The 20,101-nt window shown below is 70.2% G+C and carries 10 protein-coding genes; 6 read left to right on the top strand and 4 right to left on the bottom strand.

Going from position 1 to position 20,101, the window contains the following annotated elements:
- Nucleotides 1-8 precede the first annotated feature (8 nt).
- The gene (locus MYMAC_RS11230; RefSeq protein WP_095958090.1) at nucleotides 9-3,476 is read left to right on the top strand and encodes a methylmalonyl-CoA mutase family protein; all 3,468 of its coding nucleotides are present in this window, start codon (nucleotides 9-11) and stop codon (nucleotides 3,474-3,476) included.
- A gap of 50 nt (nucleotides 3,477-3,526) precedes the next feature.
- On the opposite strand, the gene ybaL is transcribed toward MYMAC_RS11230, so the two are convergent.
- Nucleotides 3,527-5,278 carry a YbaL family putative K(+) efflux transporter gene (gene ybaL, locus MYMAC_RS11225; RefSeq protein WP_043710656.1) on the bottom strand — a complete coding sequence of 584 codons (1,752 nt, stop codon included), beginning with the start codon at nucleotides 5,276-5,278 and terminating at the stop codon, nucleotides 3,527-3,529.
- A 313-nt stretch (nucleotides 5,279-5,591) separates the two neighbouring features.
- Here ybaL and MYMAC_RS11220 point away from each other — a divergent pair, with 313 nt between their 5' ends.
- Both MYMAC_RS11220 and MYMAC_RS11215 read left to right on the top strand, forming a co-directional pair.
- The gene (locus MYMAC_RS11220) at nucleotides 5,592-7,253 is read left to right on the top strand and encodes a tetratricopeptide repeat protein (RefSeq protein WP_239989482.1); all 1,662 of its coding nucleotides are present in this window, start codon (nucleotides 5,592-5,594) and stop codon (nucleotides 7,251-7,253) included.
- A 91-nt stretch (nucleotides 7,254-7,344) separates the two neighbouring features.
- Nucleotides 7,345-10,344 (top strand): DEAD/DEAH box helicase, encoded by a 3,000-nt coding sequence (locus MYMAC_RS11215; protein WP_095958089.1) that lies wholly within the window; start codon nucleotides 7,345-7,347, stop codon nucleotides 10,342-10,344.
- Nucleotides 10,345-10,412: 68 nt separating this feature from the next.
- Here the strand turns inward: MYMAC_RS11215 and MYMAC_RS11210 are convergent, their stop codons facing one another.
- Both MYMAC_RS11210 and MYMAC_RS11205 read right to left on the bottom strand, forming a co-directional pair.
- Nucleotides 10,413-11,690: an FHA domain-containing protein gene (locus tag MYMAC_RS11210; protein ID WP_095958088.1), complete on the bottom strand. Its 1,278-nt coding sequence runs from the start codon at nucleotides 11,688-11,690 to the stop codon at nucleotides 10,413-10,415.
- A gap of 2 nt (nucleotides 11,691-11,692) precedes the next feature.
- Nucleotides 11,693-13,990 (bottom strand): thioredoxin domain-containing protein, encoded by a 2,298-nt coding sequence (locus MYMAC_RS11205; protein WP_095958087.1) that lies wholly within the window; start codon nucleotides 13,988-13,990, stop codon nucleotides 11,693-11,695.
- A 395-nt stretch (nucleotides 13,991-14,385) separates the two neighbouring features.
- Here MYMAC_RS11205 and MYMAC_RS11200 point away from each other — a divergent pair, with 395 nt between their 5' ends.
- The 3 genes from MYMAC_RS11200 (at nucleotide 14,386) to MYMAC_RS11190 (ending at nucleotide 19,147) form a co-directional block, all read left to right on the top strand.
- Nucleotides 14,386-15,789: a serine/threonine-protein kinase gene (locus MYMAC_RS11200; protein ID WP_239989481.1), complete on the top strand. Its 1,404-nt coding sequence runs from the start codon at nucleotides 14,386-14,388 to the stop codon at nucleotides 15,787-15,789.
- A 398-nt stretch (nucleotides 15,790-16,187) separates the two neighbouring features.
- On the top strand, nucleotides 16,188-17,960 hold the full coding sequence (locus MYMAC_RS11195; protein WP_239989480.1) for a S28 family serine protease: 1,773 nt from the start codon (nucleotides 16,188-16,190) through the stop codon (nucleotides 17,958-17,960).
- Nucleotides 17,961-18,121: 161 nt separating this feature from the next.
- Nucleotides 18,122-19,147 carry a phosphagen kinase gene (locus MYMAC_RS11190; RefSeq protein WP_095958084.1) on the top strand — a complete coding sequence of 342 codons (1,026 nt, stop codon included), beginning with the start codon at nucleotides 18,122-18,124 and terminating at the stop codon, nucleotides 19,145-19,147.
- 41 nt (nucleotides 19,148-19,188) lie between these two features.
- Here the strand turns inward: MYMAC_RS11190 and MYMAC_RS11185 are convergent, their stop codons facing one another.
- Nucleotides 19,189-20,097 (bottom strand): glycine betaine ABC transporter substrate-binding protein, encoded by a 909-nt coding sequence (locus MYMAC_RS11185; protein WP_239989479.1) that lies wholly within the window; start codon nucleotides 20,095-20,097, stop codon nucleotides 19,189-19,191.
- Nucleotides 20,098-20,101: the final 4 nt, after the last annotated feature.

The raw sequence follows: 20,101 nt of genomic DNA, 5'->3' as shown, positions 1-20,101 counted from the left end.
TACGCGCCGTGCGAAACGTCCAGCAGACACCCGTTCCCCAGCCCTACAAGCCTCGTTTCCACGTCCGCATCGTGACGGCCGCCTCCCTGTTCGACGGGCACGACGCCGCCATCAACGTGATGCGCCGCCTGATGCAGGCCTCGGGCGCGGAGATCATCCACCTGGGCCACAACCGCTCGGTGGCGGAGATTGTCGACTGCGCCATCCAGGAGGACGTGCAGGGCATCGCCATCACCTCCTACCAGGGCGGTCACGTCGAGTTCTTCAAGTACATGATTGACCTGCTGCGCGAGCGGAAGGCCAACATCAAGGTCTTCGGCGGCGGCGGCGGCACCATCCTCCCGTCGGAGATTGAAGAGCTCCACCGCTACGGCGTCACGCGCATCTACTCGCCGGACGACGGCCGGGCCATGGGCCTGCAGGGGATGATTGACCACCTCATCTCCGAGTGTGACTTCGAGAAGCGGCCCGGCGACTTCGCCCCCCTGCTGGACGCGCCCTCCCTGCGCGAGCCGGCGCGCATCGCCCCGCTCATCACCATCGCGGAGAACTTCGCCGACAAGGGCTCGGAGCTGCGCGAGGCGATGACGCACCTCCAGGCCAAGGGGCCGCGCGTGCCCGTGCTGGGCATCACCGGCACCGGCGGCGCGGGCAAGTCCAGCCTGGTGGACGAGCTGGTGCGGCGCTTCCTGGCGGACTTCCCGGACAAGACGCTCGCCGTGCTGTCCGTGGACCCGTCCAAGCGCAAGTCCGGCGGCGCGCTGCTCGGCGACCGCATCCGGATGAACGCCATCGACAACCCGCGCGTCTACATGCGCTCCATGGCCACCCGCCAGAGCAACCTCGCCCTGTCCAAGCACGTGGGCGACTCCATCGAAATCTGCAAGGCCGCCGGCTTCGACCTCATCGTGGTGGAGACCTCCGGCATCGGCCAGTCCGACACCGAAATCACCGAGCACTCCGACGTGGCGCTCTACGTGATGACGGCGGAGTACGGCGCGGCGACGCAGCTCGAGAAGATCGACATGCTCGACTTCGCGGACGTCATCGCCATCAACAAGTTCGACAAGCGCGGCTCGCTGGACGCGCTGCGGGACGTGCGCAAGCAGTGGAAGCGCAACCACAACGCCTTCCACACCGCCGATGACGGCGTGCCGGTGTACGGCACCATCGCGTCGCAGTTCAACGACCCGGGGATGAACCAGCTCTACCGGGCCCTCATGGACACGCTCGCCACCAAGACGGGCGCGCCGCTGAAGTCCGGCTTCGAGCTCACGCCCGGCATGAGCGAGAAGAAGTGGATCATCCCGCCCGAGCGCACCCGCTACCTGGCGGAGATCGTGGAGGCCTGTGAGTCCTACGACGGCTTCGCCAAGGCCCAGGCCGCCATCGCCCGGCGCATGTACCAGCTCCACGGCACCATCGAGGCGCTGCGCGCCAACGTGGGCAGGAAGCGCCTGGAAATCGTCGAGCCCAAGGACCCGGCGGACACGGTGCAGGTCACGGAGCGCGTGGAGGGCGAGCCCGCCTACCTGAGCGAGCTGGTGGAGCTGTACAAGGACCTGGAGTCGCGCCTCCACGCCGACTGCCGCCGGCTGCTGGCCGAGTGGCCCGCGACGAAGCGCCGCTACGCCGCCTCCAAGTACCAGTTCCAGGTGAGAGACCGGGTCATCGAGTTGGACTTGTACACGGAGACGCTGTCGCACCTGCGCGTCCCCAAGATTGCCCTCCCCCGCTACGAGGACTGGGGTGACATCCTCACCTGGCTGCTGCGGGAGAACGCGCCCGGCGCCTTCCCCTTCACCGCCGGCGTCTTCCCGCTCAAGCGCGAGGGCGAGGACCCCGCGCGCATGTTCGCCGGCGAGGGCGGCCCGGAGCGCACCAACAAGCGCTTCCACTACGTGTCGCGCGGACTGCCCGCCAAGCGCCTGTCCACCGCGTTCGACTCGGTGACGCTGTACGGCGAGGACCCGGACCACCGGCCGGACATCTACGGCAAGGTGGGCAACTCCGGCGTGTCCATCGCCAACGTGGACGACGCGAAGAAGCTCTACTCCGGCTTCGACCTGGCGGACCCGTCCACCTCCGTGTCCATGACCATCAACGGCCCCGCGCCGATGCTGCTCGGCTTCTTCCTCAACGCCGCGGTGGACCAGCAGTGCGAGAAGTGGATTCGCGAGAATGGCCAGGTCGACGAGGTCGAGAAGAAGATTGACGCCCTCTACCGCGAGCGCGGCCTGCCGCGGCCCCGCTACCAGGGGGACTTGCCGCAGGGCAACGACGGGCTGGGCCTGCTGCTGCTCGGCGTGTCCGGCGACGAGGTGCTCCCGCGCGACGTCTACGAGCGCATCCGCGCCAGGACGCTCCAGGCCGTGCGGGGCACCGTGCAGGCGGACATCCTGAAGGAGGACCAGGCGCAGAACACCTGCATCTTCTCCACGGAGTTCGCCCTGCGGGTGATGGGCGACATCCAGCAGTACTTCATCGACCAGAAGGTGCGGAACTTCTACTCGGTGTCGATTTCCGGCTACCACATCGCGGAGGCCGGGGCGAACCCCATCTCCCAGCTCGCCTTCACGCTGGCCAACGGCTTCACCTTCGTCGAGTACTACCTGTCGCGGGGCATGGACATCGACGACTTCGCGCCCAACCTCTCGTTCTTCTTCTCGAACGGGATGGACCCGGAGTACGCCGTGCTGGGCCGCGTGGCGCGCCGCATCTGGGCCAAGGCCATCCGGGACAAGTACGGCGGCAATGACCGCTCGCAGAAGCTGAAGTACCACATCCAGACGTCCGGCCGGTCCCTGCACGCGCAGGAGATTGCCTTCAACGACATCCGGACCACGCTGCAGGCGCTGCTCGCGCTCAACGACAACTGCAATTCGTTGCACACCAACGCCTACGACGAGGCCATCACCACGCCCACCGAGGAGAGCGTGCGCCGCGCGCTCGCCATCCAGCTGGTCATCAACAAGGAGTTCGGCCTTTCGAAGAACGAGAACCCCAACCAGGGCGCGTTCATCATCGAGGAGCTGACCGACCTGGTGGAGGCGGCGGTGCTGGCGGAGTTCCGCGCCATCTCCGAGCGCGGCGGCGTGCTGGGCGCCATGGAGCGCATGTACCAGCGCTCCAAGATTCAGGAGGAGTCGCTCTACTACGAGACGCTGAAGCACGACGGGACGCTGCCCATCATCGGCGTGAATACCTTCCTGGACCCCAAGGGCTCGCCCACGGTGACGCCGCCCGAGGTCATCCGCGCCACGACGGAGGAGAAGAACTACGCCATCGACTCGCGCGACGCCTTCTGGAAGCGCAACGCGGAGACGGCGCCCAAGGCCCTGGAGGCCGTGCGCCGCGCGGCGCTGGACAACGGCAACATCTTCGCCGCGCTGATGGACGCCTGTAAGGTCTGCACGCTCGGCCAGCTCTCCCGCGCGCTGTACGAGGTGGGCGGGCAGTACCGGCGCAACATGTAGCCAGCCCCTGGCGCCGCGTCCCCGCCAGGCGGACGCGGCGGCGGGTGGCGTCAGGGCACCACGGCGTCCGCGGGTGCTGGCAGCAGGGGCTGCGCCTTCAGCGCGGACAGCCGCTCCAGGACGTAGTCCAACATGCTGCGCGCCAGCGCGTGCTCGCCCATCACCACCCGGTCCACGCCCAGCGACTCCAGGTAGACGCGCTCCTCGTCGCCGTGGGTCCGCACCACGGCGGGCAGTGAGGGCTTGACGCCCTTGACCTGCTCCACGATTTCACGCGCCTGCAAGGCATCCGGCGTGGCGACGATGAGGATGGAGGCCGTGTCCAGGTGCGCGTGCTCCAGGATGCCGGGCACCGCCGCGTCACCGTAGATGGCGGGCACGCCCTCCTCCCGGAGCCGCTCCACGTACTCGCGGTTCTGCTCCACGACCACGAAGGGAATCTTCCGCTCCGTGAGGCTCTGGCCAATCATGCCACCCACGCGGCCATAGCCAATCAGCACCGCGTGCTCGCGCAGCTCCACGTCGCCCATGCCAATGGGCAGGTCGGACAGCTCGTCTTCATCCGAATCCATCCGGACGGCGAAGCGTGGGTTGCGGCGCAGCCACGCCAGCACCGGGTCAATGGCCTTGAAGACGAGCGGGTTGAGGGTGATGGACAGCAGGGCCCCCGACAGCACCAGGCTCTGCCCTTCCTTGGGCAGCAGGCCGAGCGCCACGCCCAGGCCCACCAGGATGAACGAGAACTCCCCAATCTGCGCCAGGCTCGCGGACACCGTGAGGGCCGTGTTCACCGGGTAGCGGAACGCCAGCACGATGAGGAAGGCGGCCAGCGACTTGCCCAGGACGATGATGGCCAGCACGGCCAGGACCTGGAGCGGCTGCCGCACCAGCACCATGGGGTCGAAGAGCATGCCCACGGACACGAAGAACAGCACCGCGAACGCGTCCTGGAGCGGGAGCGAGTCCTCCGCCACGCGGTGGCTGAGCTCCGACTCACTCACCACCACGCCCGCGAAGAAGGCCCCCAGCGCGAAGGAGACGCCGAAGAGCGCGGCGGCGCCGAAGGCGATGCCCAGCGCCACCGCCAGCACCGACAGGGTGAACAGCTCGCGCGAGCCCGTCTTGGCCGCCTGGGACAACAGCCACGGCACCAGCCGCTTGCCGGCGACGACCATCAGCGCCACGAAGAGGCAGACCTTCCCCAGGGTGAGCGCCAGGGTCCACATGAGGCTGGCGCCACCGGCCTCCGCCGCGGGCGCCTGCGTGTCCGCGCCGCCCAGGACGTTGCCCAGCGCGGGGAGCAGGACCAGGGCGAGCACCATCGCCAGGTCCTCGACAATCAGCCAGCCGACCGCGATGCGGCCATTCACCGAGTCCAGGACGCCCCGCTCCTCCAGGGCGCGCAGCAGCACCACCGTACTGGCCGTGGACAGCGCCAGGCCGAACACCAGCCCCGCCCCCAGGCTCCAGCCCCACCAGTGGGCGACCGCGGTGCCCATCACGGTCGCCACGCCAATCTGGACGATGGCGCCCGGCACCGCGATGTTGCGCACGGCCAGCAGGTCCTTGATGGAGAAGTGAATCCCCACGCCGAACATCAGCAGGATGACGCCAATCTCCGCCAACTGTCCGGCGAGCCCGCCATCCGCGACGAAGCCCGGCGTGAACGGCCCCACGGCCACACCCGCCAGGAGATAGCCCACCAAAGGTGGCAGCTTCAGCCATCGAGCGACGAACCCACCGACGAAGGCCAGTCCGAGTCCAACTGCGATGGTGGCGATGAGCGTGGTGTCGTGAGGCACGGCGGTGTTCTCCCTGGGGCTCCCCGGAAGCGGTCATGGAAAAAGCGGCGCGGCGAGGAGTCCCGCCGCTCGGCGGAGCCCTCGAACACCTTTCGGTCATGGGTGGTCTGGAGCGGACGCTCGCGGTGATGCAGCGAGTCTCCGCCGGGCGGCAATCTACTACGCCGCGCGCTCGTTCCCAACCTTCATTGGCGCGCGCTGGGCAATGTGCTCGCCAAGCGTCACTTCGAATGGGCAGAGCGACATGTCACCCCGTGGACGGCGTGTCATCGCGTCCCCAGCTTGAGGGAGAGCACATCCCCGGAGGTCCCCCATGCGTGCTCCCCTGCCCCTCGCCCTGCTGTTGCTCCTGGCGCTCGCAGGCACGTCCGCCACCGCCGCGGAGCACGCGGCCCCCACCCTGGACTCCCTGGCCGACGGCGCCGTGCTGCTGGACGGGCTGGGGACCCAGGAACGCAAGGTCACCACGGCCTCACCCCAGGCCCAGGTCTGGTTCAACCAGGGCCTGCGGCTGACGTATGGCTTCAACCACGACGAGGCCGCTCGCTCGTTCGCCCAGGCCGCGCGCGTGGACCCCACCTGCGCCATGTGCTTCTGGGGCGTCGCCCTGGTGCTCGGCCCCAACTACAACATGCCCATGCTGGCGGAGAATGCGCCCGCCGCCTGGGACGCGCTCCAGCGCGCCCGGCAGCTCGCCCCTCGCACGACGTCCGTGGAGCAGGCACTCATCACCGCGCTCACCCAGCGCTACCCCGGCCCCGAGGCGCTGCCGCCGGAGAAGATGGCGCCCTTCAACGAGGCCTACGCCGCCGCCATGGCGGCGGTGGCCGCGCGCTTCCCCGAGGACCTGGACGTGCAGACGCTCCACGCCGAGGCGCTCATGGACCGCAACCCCTGGAAGCTGTGGTCGCCCGAAGGAGCCCCGGCCCCTGGCACGGAGCAGATTGTCGCCACGCTGGAGTCCGTGCTCGCCCGGGACCCCAACCACCTGGGCGCGAACCACTACTACATCCACGCGGTGGAGGCCTCGCCGCGGCCGGAGAAGGCGGAGGCGTCCGCGGACCGGCTCGGCGCGCTGGCGCCCAAGGCGGGGCACATCGTCCACATGCCAGCCCACATCTATCAACGCGTGGGGCGCTACGCGGATGCCTCGGAGAGCAACCGGAAGGCCGCGGCGGCGGACCTGGCCTACCAGCAGCAGGCGAAGCCGCGTGGCCACGTCTACCCCATGTACACCTCCCACAACTTCGGCTTCCTCGCGTACTCGGCGTCCATGGAGGGGCGGAAGCAGGAGACGCTGGAGGCGGCCCGGGCCTCCGCGAAGCACTTCCCGCCGGAGCTGCTCGCGATGATGCCCGGCATGGACTTCTTCACGGCCCAGCCACTCTTCGCCATGGTGCGCTTCGGCGACTGGGAGCGCCTGCTCGCGCAGCCTCGTCCGGACGCGAAGTACCCTGTCCAGACGGGCCTCTGGCTCCACGCGCACGGCATGGCGTTGGCGGCCACGGGGCAGTTGGAGCAGGCCCGCGCGGACCTGGCCGAGCTGAAGCGGCTGGCCCGCACGGTGCCCCCGACGATGGCCGCGAACCTCAACACCGCGCGCGACGTGCTGGGCGTCGCGGTGCGCGTCCTGGAGGCCCGCGTGGCCCAGGCAGAGGGCCGGCCCCAGGCGCTGGCGCTGTGGGAGGAAGCCGTCACCGCCGCGGACCGGCTCTCCTACGCCGAGCCCGCGGACTGGTTCTATCCGGTGCGTCACTACCAGGGCGCCGCGCTGCTGGACGCCGGGCGGTTCCAGGAAGCGGAGGCCGTCTACCGCGAGGACCTGAAGCGCAACCCGAAGAATGGCTGGGCCCTGTTCGGCCTGGCGCAGTCGCTCGAAGGCCAGGGACGCCAGGAGGACGCGGCCCGCACCCGCGCCGCCTTCGAGACGGCCTGGGCGCGCTCGGACTTTCCGCTCACGACGACCGCGCCCTGATTGCAAGGCGCACACCCCGGCACCGTGCCGCGCCTGGAACGCGGCCCGCGTTGCGCGAGGCTCCGCATGGGGATAGGGAAGCAGGCCTCGTATGTCTGCGACCGCGGAGCTGCTCGATGCCGTCCGGGAGGAAGCGCGCCCGGACACCTGGTCTGCCGGCGCGGGCCTCGCTCGCGCGGGCGCCGTCTCGGTGCAGTCCGTGGATGAGGAAGAGGCCGTGCTGCGGGTTCGCGTCCCCAGCCGGCCCGCCCCCGTGAGGACGGTGCTCTACCTGGATGAAGCCATCTGGGAGTGCGACTGCCGCGGCCGGGTGGACCCCTGCGAGCACGTCGTCGCCGCTGCGCTCATCCTCCACCAGCATGCGACGGCGCGGCGGGCGCCCGCTCAGCGCCCGGGTGCGACCACCGTCGCCAGGCCCGGTGCCGCCGCGGCGGGAGCGCCGAAGCCGGAGCGCATGGTGTACCGCTTCAAGCGCGTGGACGGCGGGCTTCAGTTGGAGCGGCTGGTGGTGCGGCCGGACAACACCGCGCGGCTGCTGGCGCGCAGCCTGGCCTCCCTGCTCACCAACCCCGTGGAGGCCGCCCGCATCCAGACGCAGCCCTGCGACCTGCTCGCGGACAAGCTGCTGCTGAAGCCCACGCGAGGCCCACTGCCACCAGAGCGGCTCGGCGCGCTGCTGCGCGTCCTGGAGCCCGCGCGCACCGTGCTCTTCGACGGCGCCCTGGTGTCGGTGACGAGCGAGCCCCTCATGCCCCGCGTCACGGTGGAGGACCGGGGTGAGCACACCGTGCTCAAGGTGGAGAAGGACCCGCGCCTCACCGAGGTGGTGAGCCCGGGCATCGCGCTGTGCAGCGGCACGCTCTGCCCCCTGGGGGAGCAGGGCCTCACGGGCGCCTGGCTGGAGAAGCTGCCGCAGGAGCGCGCCTTCGCGCCCCACCAGATGGGGGACCTGACGGGGAAGGTGCTGCCGGACTTCGCGAAGCGCATGCCGGTGGACGTGCGGAGCCAGCGGCTGCCGCCCATCGACCGCACGCTGAAGCCTCGCATCTCCCTGGAGCTGAACCAGCTCGACACGGGCCTCTCCGTGCTGCCCACGCTGGTGTACGGCTCGCCGCCCTCCGTCCGCATCGACAGCGGACGCATGGTGTACCTGAAGGGCGCCGCGCCGGTGCGCGATGAAGCCGCCGAGCAGCTCCTCATCCATCAGCTCCGTGACGAGCTGAACATGGCGCCCGGCCGCCGCGTGACGGTGCAGGGCAAGGAGGCCGTCCAGCTCGCCGACAAGCTGCGGCGCTGGCGCGGAGGCCTCACGGGTGATGGCGCGGCCGTGGTGACGAACCCCAACGTGAAGCTCCGCCCGGTGCTCCAGGTGGAGTCGGACGCCGGGGCCGCGGGCGTGCCACACGTGGGCTTCTCCTTCGACTTCCAGGTGGAGGGCGAGGACCGGGAGTCGCCTCGCTCCGTGGACGCGGCGGCGGTCCTCCGCGCGTGGGAGGAAGGGCTCGGGCTGGTGCCGCTGGAGGGTGGCGGCTGGGCGCCCCTGCCCGCGGAGTGGCTGAAGTCCCATGGCCAGCGCGTGGCGGACCTGCTGTCCGCGCGAGGCCGGGATGGGCGGCTCGCCAATCACGCCGCCCCGCAGCTCAACGACCTGTGTGAAGCCTTGGAGCACCCTTCCCCGCCCGCCCTGGAGCGGCTGGCGCCCCTGGTGAAGGGCTTCGAGAAGCTCCCCGAGCCGCAGCTACCCGAAGACCTCACGGCGACGCTGCGCCCGTATCAGCTCCAGGGCGTGGGCTGGCTCACGTTCCTGCGGCAGGCGGGCCTGGGCGGCGTGCTCGCGGACGACATGGGTCTGGGCAAGACGCTGCAGACCCTCTGCGCGCTGGGCCCGGGCACGCTGGTGGTGGCGCCCACCAGCGTGCTGCCCAACTGGGAGGCGGAGGTGAAGCGCTTCCGGCCTTCGTTGAAGGTGTCCGTGTACCACGGCCCCGGGCGCGCGCTGGATGCGTCCGCCGACGTGACGCTGACGACGTATGCCCTGATGCGCCTGGACGCGGAGGTCCTGGGCGCGCGGCAGTGGAACACCGTCGTGCTGGACGAGGCCCAGGCCATCAAGAACCCGGACAGCCAGGTGGCGCGGGCCGCGTATGGCTTGCAGGCGGACTTCAAGCTGGCGCTGAGCGGCACGCCCATCGAGAACCGGCTGGATGAGCTCTGGAGCCTGATGCACTTCACCAACCAGGGCTTGCTGGGTGGGCGAAAGGACTTCGAGGAGCGCTGGGCGCGCCCGGTGGCGGACAACCACAAGGGCGCGGCGGAGCGGCTGCGAGCGCGCATCCGGCCCTTCATCATGCGCAGGCTCAAGCGGGACGTGGCGCCGGAGCTCCCGCCGCGCACGGACGCCGTGCGGCACGTGACGCTCACGGAGCGGGAGCGCGCCGTCTACGACGCCGTCTATTCGGCGACGCGTGAGGAAGTGGTGTCGCAGCTCGAAGCGGGCGGCAGCGTGCTGAAGGCCCTGGAGGCGCTGCTGCGGCTGCGGCAGGCGGCGTGCCACCCGGCCCTCGTGCCGGGGCAGCAGGCGAAGACGTCGTCCAAGGTCCAGGCGCTGGTGGAGGCGCTGGGCACCGCGGTGGAGGACGGCCACAAGGCGCTCGTCTTCTCCCAGTGGACGTCCATGCTGGACCTCATCGAGCCCGCGCTCCAGGAGGCGGGAATCGGCTTCATCCGGCTGGATGGCAGCACGGGCAACCGCGGCGCGGTGGCGGCGTCCTTCCAGGACCCGAAGGGCCCGCCGGTGATGCTGATTTCACTCAAGGCCGGCGCCACGGGGCTCAACCTCACGGCGGCGGACCACGTCTTCCTCGTGGACCCGTGGTGGAACCCGTCCGTGGAGGCCCAGGCCGCGGACCGCGCGCACCGCATTGGCCAGCAGCGGCCCGTCATGGTGTACCGGCTGGTGTCCCAGGGGACGGTCGAGGAGAAGATCCTCACGCTCCAGGCGAAGAAGCGGGAGCTGTTCGAGGCCGCGCTCGGCGGCGGCTCCGGAGCCACCGCGATGACGCGGGCGGACCTGATGCAACTGCTTGAGTGACGGTCGCACTGGGGCCTCGACCTTTTCGATCCGTGTCGAGACCCCAAACGCCATGAGAGTCCCCTGGCTCACCCACCCGCGGGACGCATCGTGAAGGACACGGCCTCGGTGCCGAGCATGTACTCGTCCCCGTCAGACACCTGATGCCGGGTGATGCGCTCGTTGTTGAGCCACGTCCCGTTCGACGAGTTGAGGTCCTCGATGAAGACCTCATCCCCCACGCGGGTGACCACGGCGTGCTCGCGCGAGACGCGCTCCGACCGTACGACGAGGTTGCAGCGCGGGCCCCGGCCAATCGTGAAGCGCTCCGTGGAGATGGCCACCGGCGTGCCCTCCGCCCACTGGACGAAGACCTCCAGCGGCGCCGGTGCCTTCACGATGTTGGTGGCCTCCGCCGACTGGTCCTCCAGAATCGTCGCGGCTTCGTCAGGCAGCCGGATCTTCGGGGTCGGCCGAGCGACCAGGGGACGCGCCGCGACCGGCGTCGCCACGGGCGCCTCCGGCAGGGCCGCATCCGTGGGGGCATCCACGATGCCCAGCGCCGCGAGTTCCTCGGCGATGTCCTCACTGGAGACGTCGGCATTCAGACGACGCGCATCGTTCGCGGCGTTGGCCCCGGCCGCGGGCTCCGAATCGCCTGAGGCCTCGACATCCGAATCCTCGTCCGCCGACGCCTCTTCGTCCGCGGCGTCGTCCCGGTCCTCATCCGACGCGGCGTCGGAAGCCTCTTCGTCGTCGTCGGAATCCTCATCCGCGGCGTCGGACGCTTCCTCATCGGAGTCGTCGGAATCCTCATCCGCGTCGTCGTCGGACGCCTCGGGCAGTCCCTCAGACGGCTGCACAGACGCCTCGACCTCCGAGAGAATCTCCTGCATCCGCGCGAGCACCATCTCAGTGGACGGTACCGACGCTCCGACCTGCGGCACCGAGGTGGCGCCAGACTCCGTCGTGGGGTCCTCCGTCGGCTCGTCGGCAGAGAAGCTGGCCACGGGCGGGACAACCGGGGCCGGGGCCTCCGCCACCACCGGTGCCCCCCTCTCGGACACGACAGGCGACATTGCCGAATCCACCGGCACGACAACCGAAGGCACGGCCACGCCCGGCGCCACCGCCACGGGCGCGCCGGCCTGAGCCACGGGCGCCACGGCCGTCGCGACACCTGCGTCCCCCTGCGCCTCCCCGCCCAGCGGCACCACCGTGGGGGACACGTAGCCATTCTGACGCGCGAGCTGGAACAGGGCCTGCGCCACCAGCGCATCCTGGTCCACGCCCATGTCGCGGCTCATCAACTCCAGCGCCCGCCACAGGGGCTCGGAGACCTCAATCGTCTGACGAATCCGCTTCATGACTACCCCCTCAGATTGGCCTGCCACGGAGACACGTGGTCCGCATCGGTCAGCCAGAAGAACATCGCCTGCGTCTCCGCGTACTGCTCCTCGGCAATCCCCGCCAGGTTGGGATGCAGCTCCTGGAGGGCCACGCCTTCGAAGTCGAACGTTGGCAGATCCGGGTCGAGCCGGCCACGGGCCCGCCGGTTGCGGCACTGCCACAGCCGCTGCGTCGCCTGCCCCGCGGCCTGACCGAAGTCCGCCGGTGGCACCAGCGCCTCCGGCATCCGCAGCGACTGCTCCCCGCAGGCCCACAGCAGCCAGACGAGCGCGCTCCAGTCCCCGCGGACCGTGCGAGACAGGGCCGGCAGCCCCATCCCCTTCAGGGACAGCGTCTCGTCGACCTCCACCGCGTCACCGTCCGCGTCCTCGACCTCGGTCTGCTCCAGCGCGACGGGCCCGTCCGGCAGCAGGGCCGACACATCGGGCGGCAGCCAGGGCACATTCGCGCCAGGCTTGAAGCGGGACAGAACCTCCTCACGCAGCAACTGGAGCCGCGTGGCGTACTTGCGCACCACGGCCTGCACCGCGTCCAGCGCCTTCGTGGGCCCCTCGGGCACCTCGTCGAACGTGCAGTGCGCGGGCGCTTGTCCCGCCCAGAACTCGAAGCGCGGGAACAGCACCCGGCCGTAGGCCGAAAGGAACTTCCACGAATCCGGCTCGAAGGGCGCGAGCGCCTCCGCGTCCTTCTGCATCTGCTCGCCCAGCCCCAGGTTCGCCAGGATGAGGCTCCGGGTGAACAGGTACGCGGGGCGCTCCGGTGCCAGCAGCATCGCGGCCAGGATGAAGTCCAACGCCGCCCGGGGCCGGTCCTGCTGGTCGTGCAGCACCGCCAGCCCCCGGAACACGGCCGCGGCCTCCGCGCCCCGCATCAGCGCATCCGCCAGCGCCGCCCGCTCGTCCCCCGCGCTGTTCACCACGCCCTCGGCGTGCTCGCGCGCGCTCGCCTCCGACCGAGGCAAGGTGAGCGCCTCCAGCCACGCCTTCAGCGGCCCCACGTCCAGGGACACGGCGCTCGCCCGGGCCATGGCCACCAGCGCCTCCCGGTGCCGCCGGTCCGCCCGCGCCTGCTCCGCGAACACACGCCAGGCCTCGGCGCTCCTCGGCAGGTTGGAGAACACCTCCGAGGCATCGAGCGTCTCGTGGTCCTGGGCAACCCCCAGGTCCCGGGTGATGACGGCGTGGCCATCCGCGTCCAGCAGCTTCCACGTGCCGCACGCGAAGTCGTCCTCCAGCGCCCCTTCGTCGAAGCGCACCCGGGCGTCGGCGTACTCGTCCGCCGCGCGCGAGTGATAGCGCCCATGCCGGCTCCCCTCGCGGAACTCGGCCTCCCAGAGGAGCTGCCCCTCCCGGTCCCAGAAGCGGCACAGGCCATGGCGCTCCCCCGCCGCGTTGAGCGACACCAGCGCCCACTGGTCCTGGTCCTCGCGGTACTCGGCCTTCTCCGGCAGGTTCGCGGGGCGCGTGGGGTAGGGCTCGCCCGTGGAGGGAACCACCCGCTCACCGGCGCCGTCGTAGTGCACCACCTGCGTCACGCGGCCGTGCGCGTAGACCATCACCGTGCGACGGACCTTCTCGCTGACGCCATTCTCATGCATCCGCTCGGTGGTGAACTGGTCGGACGCGTACCAGGTGCGCGGGCCGTGCAGCTCGCCCTGCTCGAAGGCGCCGTCCTGCGACACCTCGCCGCTCTCATGGAAGCGCTTGAAGGGCCCGTGGGGCTTGCCGTGGACGAAGATGCACTCGTTGCAGAGCGTCCCGTCGGCGCGCCAGTACTTCCAGGGGCCGTGCTTCTCCCCATCCTCGTCGGTGTCACCGAAGCACCACTCCTGGTCCCCGTCATCCCACGCCGCGTGGGGCGGGACGCCGGGCGGCGGCGTGCCCTCCGCCGTCAGCTTGCGGTTCGCGGCCCGCTGCTGCTCGACGTCCAGGTCCACCGAATCCAGCTTGCCCAGCCAGGTCGCGAACGCCGCGGCCGACATCGCGCCCGACACCCGCCGGACCTCGACGCCATCCTTGAAGGCCACCAGCGTGGGGATGGATTGAATCTCCATCCGGCCGGAGACCGCCTCCTGCGCCTCCGTGTCGAGCTTGCCGAAGGTGATGCTCGGGAACTGCTTCGCGGCGGCCTCGAAGGTCGGCGCGAAGGCGCGGCAGGGGCCACACCACTCCGCCCAGAAGTCCACCACGCAGACGCCCGGCGCCTGGGTGATGCGCTCGAAGTTCGCCTGGGTCAATTCGACCGTCTGTCCTGCCACGCCAACTCCCTTGCTAGGTGCGAGCGGCGATAGAAATGAGCGATGCCCCTCGCGTCAACGGCGCAGTTCACCGGCGGCGAACAAGGCCTTCGAGTCCCCCTAAGTCCAGGAATCCGTTTGCGAAACCCGTCTCAGGAAACGAAAAAGCCCAGCCCCTGAGAAGAACGCGAGCGCCGCACCAGCCCGTCACGCGGGGCGATTCGCACCAGGAAGGGTCACCAGGACCCCGCGTGAAACAGCTCCGCGAAACTCCTGAAACAATTACAATCCCGGAAGGCCGCTGAGCGAAGGGCCTTCCGCGAATTCAACGGCGGCTGCATCCGTCATCGGGTGGAGTGACGCCAACGTTCTTCATCAGGCTCGGGTATACACGTTGCGTCATGAGTCGCTCATCCTTGGTCGGGCAAGTGCTGGGGCAGAAGTACCAACTGCGCCAGCGGATTGGCGTGGGAGGGATGGGCACGGTCTACGAAGCGGAGCAGCTCGACACGGGCCGCACCGTGGCCGTGAAGGTGCTCCAGCAGCACCTCATCGGAGTGCCGGCCATGCACGCGCGCTTCCGGCGCGAGGCCCAGGCCACCGCGGGCTTGCGGCATCCGAACATCGTCGAGGTGATGGACTTCCACGATGCGCCGGACGAGCCGCCCTACCTGGTGATGGAGCTGCTCCGGGGCCAGACGCTGAACACGCTGTTGAAGAAGGAAGGCCCCCTGCCCGTGGCGCGCGCGGCGGCCATCGCCCACCAGGTGGCCATCGCGCTGGTGACGGCGCACCAGGCCGGCGTCATCCACCGCGACATCAAGCCCGACAACATCTTCCTCGTCGACACCGGGACTGAAGCCCTCCAGGTGAAGCTGCTGGACTTCGGCGTCGCGCGGCTCATGCATGAAGATGACGCCACCGCGCTGGGCACGGCGAACGGTGCCTGGGTGGGCACGCCGTCATACATGGCCCCGGAGCAGATCCGCTGCCGCCCTGTCGACGGACGCGCGGACATCTACTCGCTGGGCGCGTGCCTGTATCAGATGGTGACGGGCCAGCGGCCCATCGACGTGGCGGACAACGTGGCCCTGGTCTCCGCCGTAATGCACGACGTGCCCGCACCGCTCAGCGGCCTGCGCATGGATGTACCGGACGGCCTCTCCCAGGTGGTGGAGCGCACGCTGCAGAAGGACGCGGCCGCGCGCTTCCCGGAGGCCCGTGAACTGGTCCAGGCGCTCGAGCCCTGGACTCACGCGGCCCCCGCCACCGCGCCACGGACCGCGGCCGCGAGCACCGCCGCCCCAGTGCCCGAGGCGCCGGCCCCCGAAGCCCCCGCCGCGAAGGCGCGCGCAGCCACCGCACACGAACGCTCGCCCCTGCAGCCCATCCTCCTGGTGGGCAGCGCGCTCGCGGTGGGCCTCGCCGCCACGGGGGGCCTCATCCTGACGGCCTCCGGCATGACGCCCGCCGAAGAGCCCGCCGTCCTCCGCGTCATCGAGCTCCCTCGCGCGCCGGTGGAAGGGGGGGGCGCGCCCGCGGCCCAGGGCTACAGCGAGGGATGGATCGCCGAGTCCATTGAAGCGCGCGTCGCCGCGCTCGACGGTTGCTACACGCACAGCGGAGAGGACGCCGCGTGCCGCCAGGACACCTACGCGCTGGTCTACTCCCCCAAGGGAGTCGTGCTGGGGGCGCGCATGCGGCCACACCAGCCCACGGCGCTCTCGCAATGCATTGACAGGGCGCTCCGGGGACTCACGCTGGGCAAGCCACGACCCGCCATGGCGGGCACCGTCACCGTCCTGCTCCGGCGGGAGTAGCCCCCTTCGGGCGAATCAGCACCACCGCTCCTCGCTCGCGCCCGGCGGGATGCCGGCGTCACCCCACAAGTCTCGCCATTCCCTTTGACGCGGCTCGGGGCGTGGCTTGCCCATCGAGTGCTCCTCCTCGATGCGCCGGAGCATGGCCTCCAGCTTCAGGTCCTCGTGAACCACCCAGCACAGCGAAAGTCACGCGCTGAGGCATGTCATCGCGAGCGCTCCGACGCAGGCACGCCACTGCCAGCCACCTGAACACAGACAGCGCCGTGGCTGGAAATCTCCAGCCGCGAGCCGCGCGCCATGCCCCAGCCGCCATGGGCCCGGGACGCGACACCCCGATGCGCTAATGTCTGGCGCCCATGCCTTCCGTCGCAACGCGTCCACCCAAGGAGGGGTGCATGCCCCATTCTCGAAGGTTGTCTCGCTTCATCTCCTGCCTCCTGCCGCTGCTGCTGGTCCTGACCCAGACGGCCTGCGGCGACGACACGCCCGAACCTTCCCGCGACGCGGGGGTCCAGGCGCTCGATGCAGGCAACGACGCCGGGCTTCCTCCAGCGGATGCGGGCACGGACGACGCGGGCACGGAGCCAGTCGACGCCGGCACGGACGACGCGGGCAGCGACGACGCGGGCACGGAGCCCGAAGACGCGGGCACGGAACCCGAGGACGCGGGCACGGAGCCCGAGGACGCGGGCACGCACGAGGAGGACGGCGGCACGGAGCCTGTCGACGCGGGCAGCGGCGATGGCGGCACGGAGCCGCCGGAATGCCCGTTCGGGCCGCCGGATGCCGGTGTCTCGAACCCGGGTGACCCGACCGTCGTCCAGGACCCGAACGCGGACATCCTGGACCGGCTGCGGGCCGTCCCCGGCCTCACCGTCGACGAGAACCCCTATGGCAGCACCGTCCCCGCGGGACACCGCTTCTTCGTCATGGAGTACGACCAGCCCGCCGACCACGCGAGGCCCGAGTGCCAGCGCTTCAAGCAGCGCATGACGCTCCTGCACCACTCGACCACGGCGCCCGTGGTCTTCCACACGAGCGGCTACCAGGTCTCCCTGAGCACGGGCCGCCGGGAGCTGACGACGCTGCTGGCAGCCAATCAGCTCTCCATCGAGCATCGCTTCTTCGACAAGAGCCGCCCGGCGCCCGCGGACTGGAGCCAGCTCACCATCCAGCAGTCAGCGGACGACTTCCACCGGGCCGTCCAGGCGCTCAAGCCCATCTACGCCCAGCGCTGGGTGTCCACGGGCGTCAGCAAGGGCGGAGAGACCATGGTGTTCTACCGCCGGTTCCACCCGGAGGACGTGGACGCGACGGTGGCTTACGTGGCGCCGCTTGTCCGCGGCGAAGATGAGCGCTTCCCCGCCTTCCAGGAAGCCGTGGGCGGCGTGGAGCAGGCGGCGTGCCGCGAAACCATCCACACCTTCCAACGCGCCGTGCTGAACCGCCGCGAGGAGATGGTGGCGCTCCTGCGCGCCCATGCCGAGGCCAATGGTCTCACCTACAACCAACTGGGTTTCGAACGGGCCCTGGAGCACGCCGTCATCGAGACGTACTTCGCCTTCTGGCAGTACTCCATCCCCGACTACTGCTACGCCTTCGAGGTCGAGGGGGCGACGTCCGACCATCTATTGGATGTCATTGATTGGGTGGTGGGCCTGGCGACCTTCTCCGATAGCGGCCCCTACGGCATCGAGCCGTACTACCCCTACTACTACCAGGCGAGCCTGGAGCTGGGCTGGCCCAAGCCCTACGAGGCGCACCTGGGCAGCCTCATCCAGCACCCCGGGACGAACATCGCGCCGGTGTACTCGACGCCCGGCGTGCCCGTCGTGTTCCGGCCCCAGGCCATGCAGGACATCGAGGACTGGCTCGTGGCGCACGGCGAGCGGGTGATGTTCATCTATGGAGACCTGGACCCGTGGACGGCGGCGGCGTTCCCGCTCGGCAACGCCCAGGACTCCTTCGTGTTCACCGTCCCGGGCGGGAACCACGGCAGCAACATCAACCAGCTCCCCAGCGCGACGCGCGCCCAGGCCCAGGACATCGTGCGGCGCTGGGCCAACGTCGCGTCACTGAAGCACGCCCCGGTGCCGCCCCCCGAGGCCGACCAGCTCGAATTCGGCCCGCACCTGCGGCCCCTGACGCCACCGCCCACGGCCCCGTAGGCCCGCGGCGGCCTCCGCGTCGGCCCGGCGCTGACGTGTCACCCCACCGGCTGACGCGTCAGCGCCACGTGACACAGACATGCCGCCGGGCCAGGTCTGGAGAATCACGTCCGTTTGCGCCGCAACCACCGTGGCATGTGTCGTGCTCAGCCCGCGGCGTGATGCTGCTTCACAAGCACCTCACGCCCGAACTGAAAGCCCGGCTGGACACACTCACGACGCGCCACGGATGGACGCTGCGGAAGACCATCCAGAGCGGCCTGGCCCACGAGGACTCCCAGATGGGCGTCTACGCGGGTGACAGCGAGTCCTACGCCCTGTTCTCACCGCTGCTGCATCCCATCATCCGGGAGCACTCCGGCCATGACCTGAGCGGACAGAGCAGTGACTTCTCGCTCGACGGGCTGCCACAGGACGACCTGGACCCCACGGGCGAGTTCATCCTCTCCACGCGGATCCGCGTCGGCAGGAACCTGGCCCGGTATGCCTTTCCTCCCGCCATTGGCGCCCGCGACAGGGCGGCGCTGGAGGCCGAGGTCGTCCAGGTCCTCTCGCGCCTCCCGGGGGCACTGGCGGGCGAATACCACCCCCTGGCCAGCCTCTCCGAGGCGCGGCGGGAGGAGCTGGTGCGGCGCCACATCCTCTTCCAGCAGGCGGACCGCTTCCTGGACAGCGCGGGCGTCAACCGCGACTGGCCTCGCAACCGGGGGCTGTTCCACTCCGCGGACAAGCGCTTCATCGTCTGGGTCGGCGAGGAGGACGCCCTGCGCATCATCAGCATGCAGCCCGGGTCCGGGCTCGCGGCGGCCTTCCTCCGGCTCAAGGAGGCGCTCGGTCAGCTCGACGCGCACCTCGACTTCGCCCGGGACTCCCGGCTGGGCTTCCTCACGGCCTGCCCCACCAACCTGGGGACGGCCATGCGCGCCTCGGTGCTCATCCGGTTGCCATACCTGTCACGACGGCCGGACTTCCACGCGCGCTGCGCGCGGCTGGGGCTGTCCGTCCGGGGGCTGCACGGCGAGCACTCCGAGCCCCATGACGGCATCCACGACGTGTCCAACGCCGTGCGGCTGGGCGTGACGGAGCGGGACATCTACCAGCGGCTCCGCGCGGGCGTCCAAGCGCTCATGGCGCTGGAAGCAGACGCGCGGGCCGCCGCGGCGCGCCAGCGCTCCCGCGCAGGCTGAGCGTCCCGGGGCGAACGTGCCCGGGACGCCCGGTGCTTCACTCAGGCCTTGGGAATCCACCCATCCACGAGCGCCTGGTTCTGCTTCACCCACTCACGGACGGCCTTCTCCGGCGTGCCCGAGGCATCTTCGACGGCGCCCATCAGGCTGCCGAGCTGCTGGTCATTCAGCTTGAAGTTGCGCAGCAGCGCCACGACGTCGGGCAGGTCCTTCTCCAGGCCCACGCGGGTGAGCGTGTGGATGGACTCCTTGGCGCCAAAGACACCCTTCGGGTCGTCCAGGAACTTCAGGTCCCAGCGCGCGAACTTCCAGTGCGGCTTCCAGCCGGTGACGACGACGGGGCGCTTCTTGGCGACGGCGTCCTTGAGCTCGGCCGTCATGGCCGGGCCGCTGGAGGGCACCAGCTTCAGGTCCAGCTTGTACTCCTGGATGGCCTTCTCCGTCGTGGACATGATGCCCGCGCCGGAGTCGATGCCCACGATGGAGTTGTTCAGCTCCTTCGCCTTGCCGTTGAGCTGCTCGATGCTGGTGATGTCCATGTCCGCCGGGACGACCAGGCCGATGCGGGCGTCGTCGTAGCTGACCCCCAGGTCCACCACCTTGCCCTGGAAGCGCTCCATGTAGCTCTTGTGGGTGACGGGGAGCCAGCTATCCAGGAACGCGTCCGCGTCACCGCTGGCGAGCGAGGCGAACACCGGCGCGACGTCCGCCATGGTGGTCTTCACCTCGTAGCCCATCCGGTCCTCCAGGATGGCCTGCATCAGGTGTGTCATCGCCACGCACTCAGCCCAGTTCACGTACACCAGGCGGACGACGGGCTTCTTCGCGGGGGCGGTCTTCTCGGCCTCGCCCGCGGGCGCCTTGTTCTCCTGCTTGCAGCCGGGCGCGACGAGCAGCCCCGCCACGGCCGTGAGCACCAGCGGCAGTCGGTTGAGAGAGGAAATCTGCATGGGA

This window comes from Corallococcus macrosporus DSM 14697, from assembly GCF_002305895.1.
Lineage (GTDB): Bacteria > Myxococcota > Myxococcia > Myxococcales > Myxococcaceae > Myxococcus > Myxococcus macrosporus.
Note: the sequence above shows the minus strand (reverse complement) of the source record. Positions and strands in the feature narration are given on the sequence as shown.

Bases quoted from the DNA above. Each gene is read 5' to 3' on its own strand.
- MYMAC_RS11220 (WP_239989482.1), top strand. From the start codon at position 5,592: ATGCGTGCTCCCCTGCCCCTCGCCCTGCTGTTGCTCCTGGCGCTCGCA.
- MYMAC_RS11215 (WP_095958089.1), top strand. From the start codon at position 7,345: ATGTCTGCGACCGCGGAGCTGCTCGATGCCGTCCGGGAGGAAGCGCGC.
- MYMAC_RS11210 (WP_095958088.1), bottom strand. From the start codon at position 11,690: ATGAAGCGGATTCGTCAGACGATTGAGGTCTCCGAGCCCCTGTGGCGG.
- MYMAC_RS11195 (WP_239989480.1), top strand. From the start codon at position 16,188: ATGCCCCATTCTCGAAGGTTGTCTCGCTTCATCTCCTGCCTCCTGCCG.
- MYMAC_RS11190 (WP_095958084.1), top strand. From the start codon at position 18,122: ATGCTGCTTCACAAGCACCTCACGCCCGAACTGAAAGCCCGGCTGGAC.
- MYMAC_RS11185 (WP_239989479.1), bottom strand. From the start codon at position 20,097: ATGCAGATTTCCTCTCTCAACCGACTGCCGCTGGTGCTCACGGCCGTG.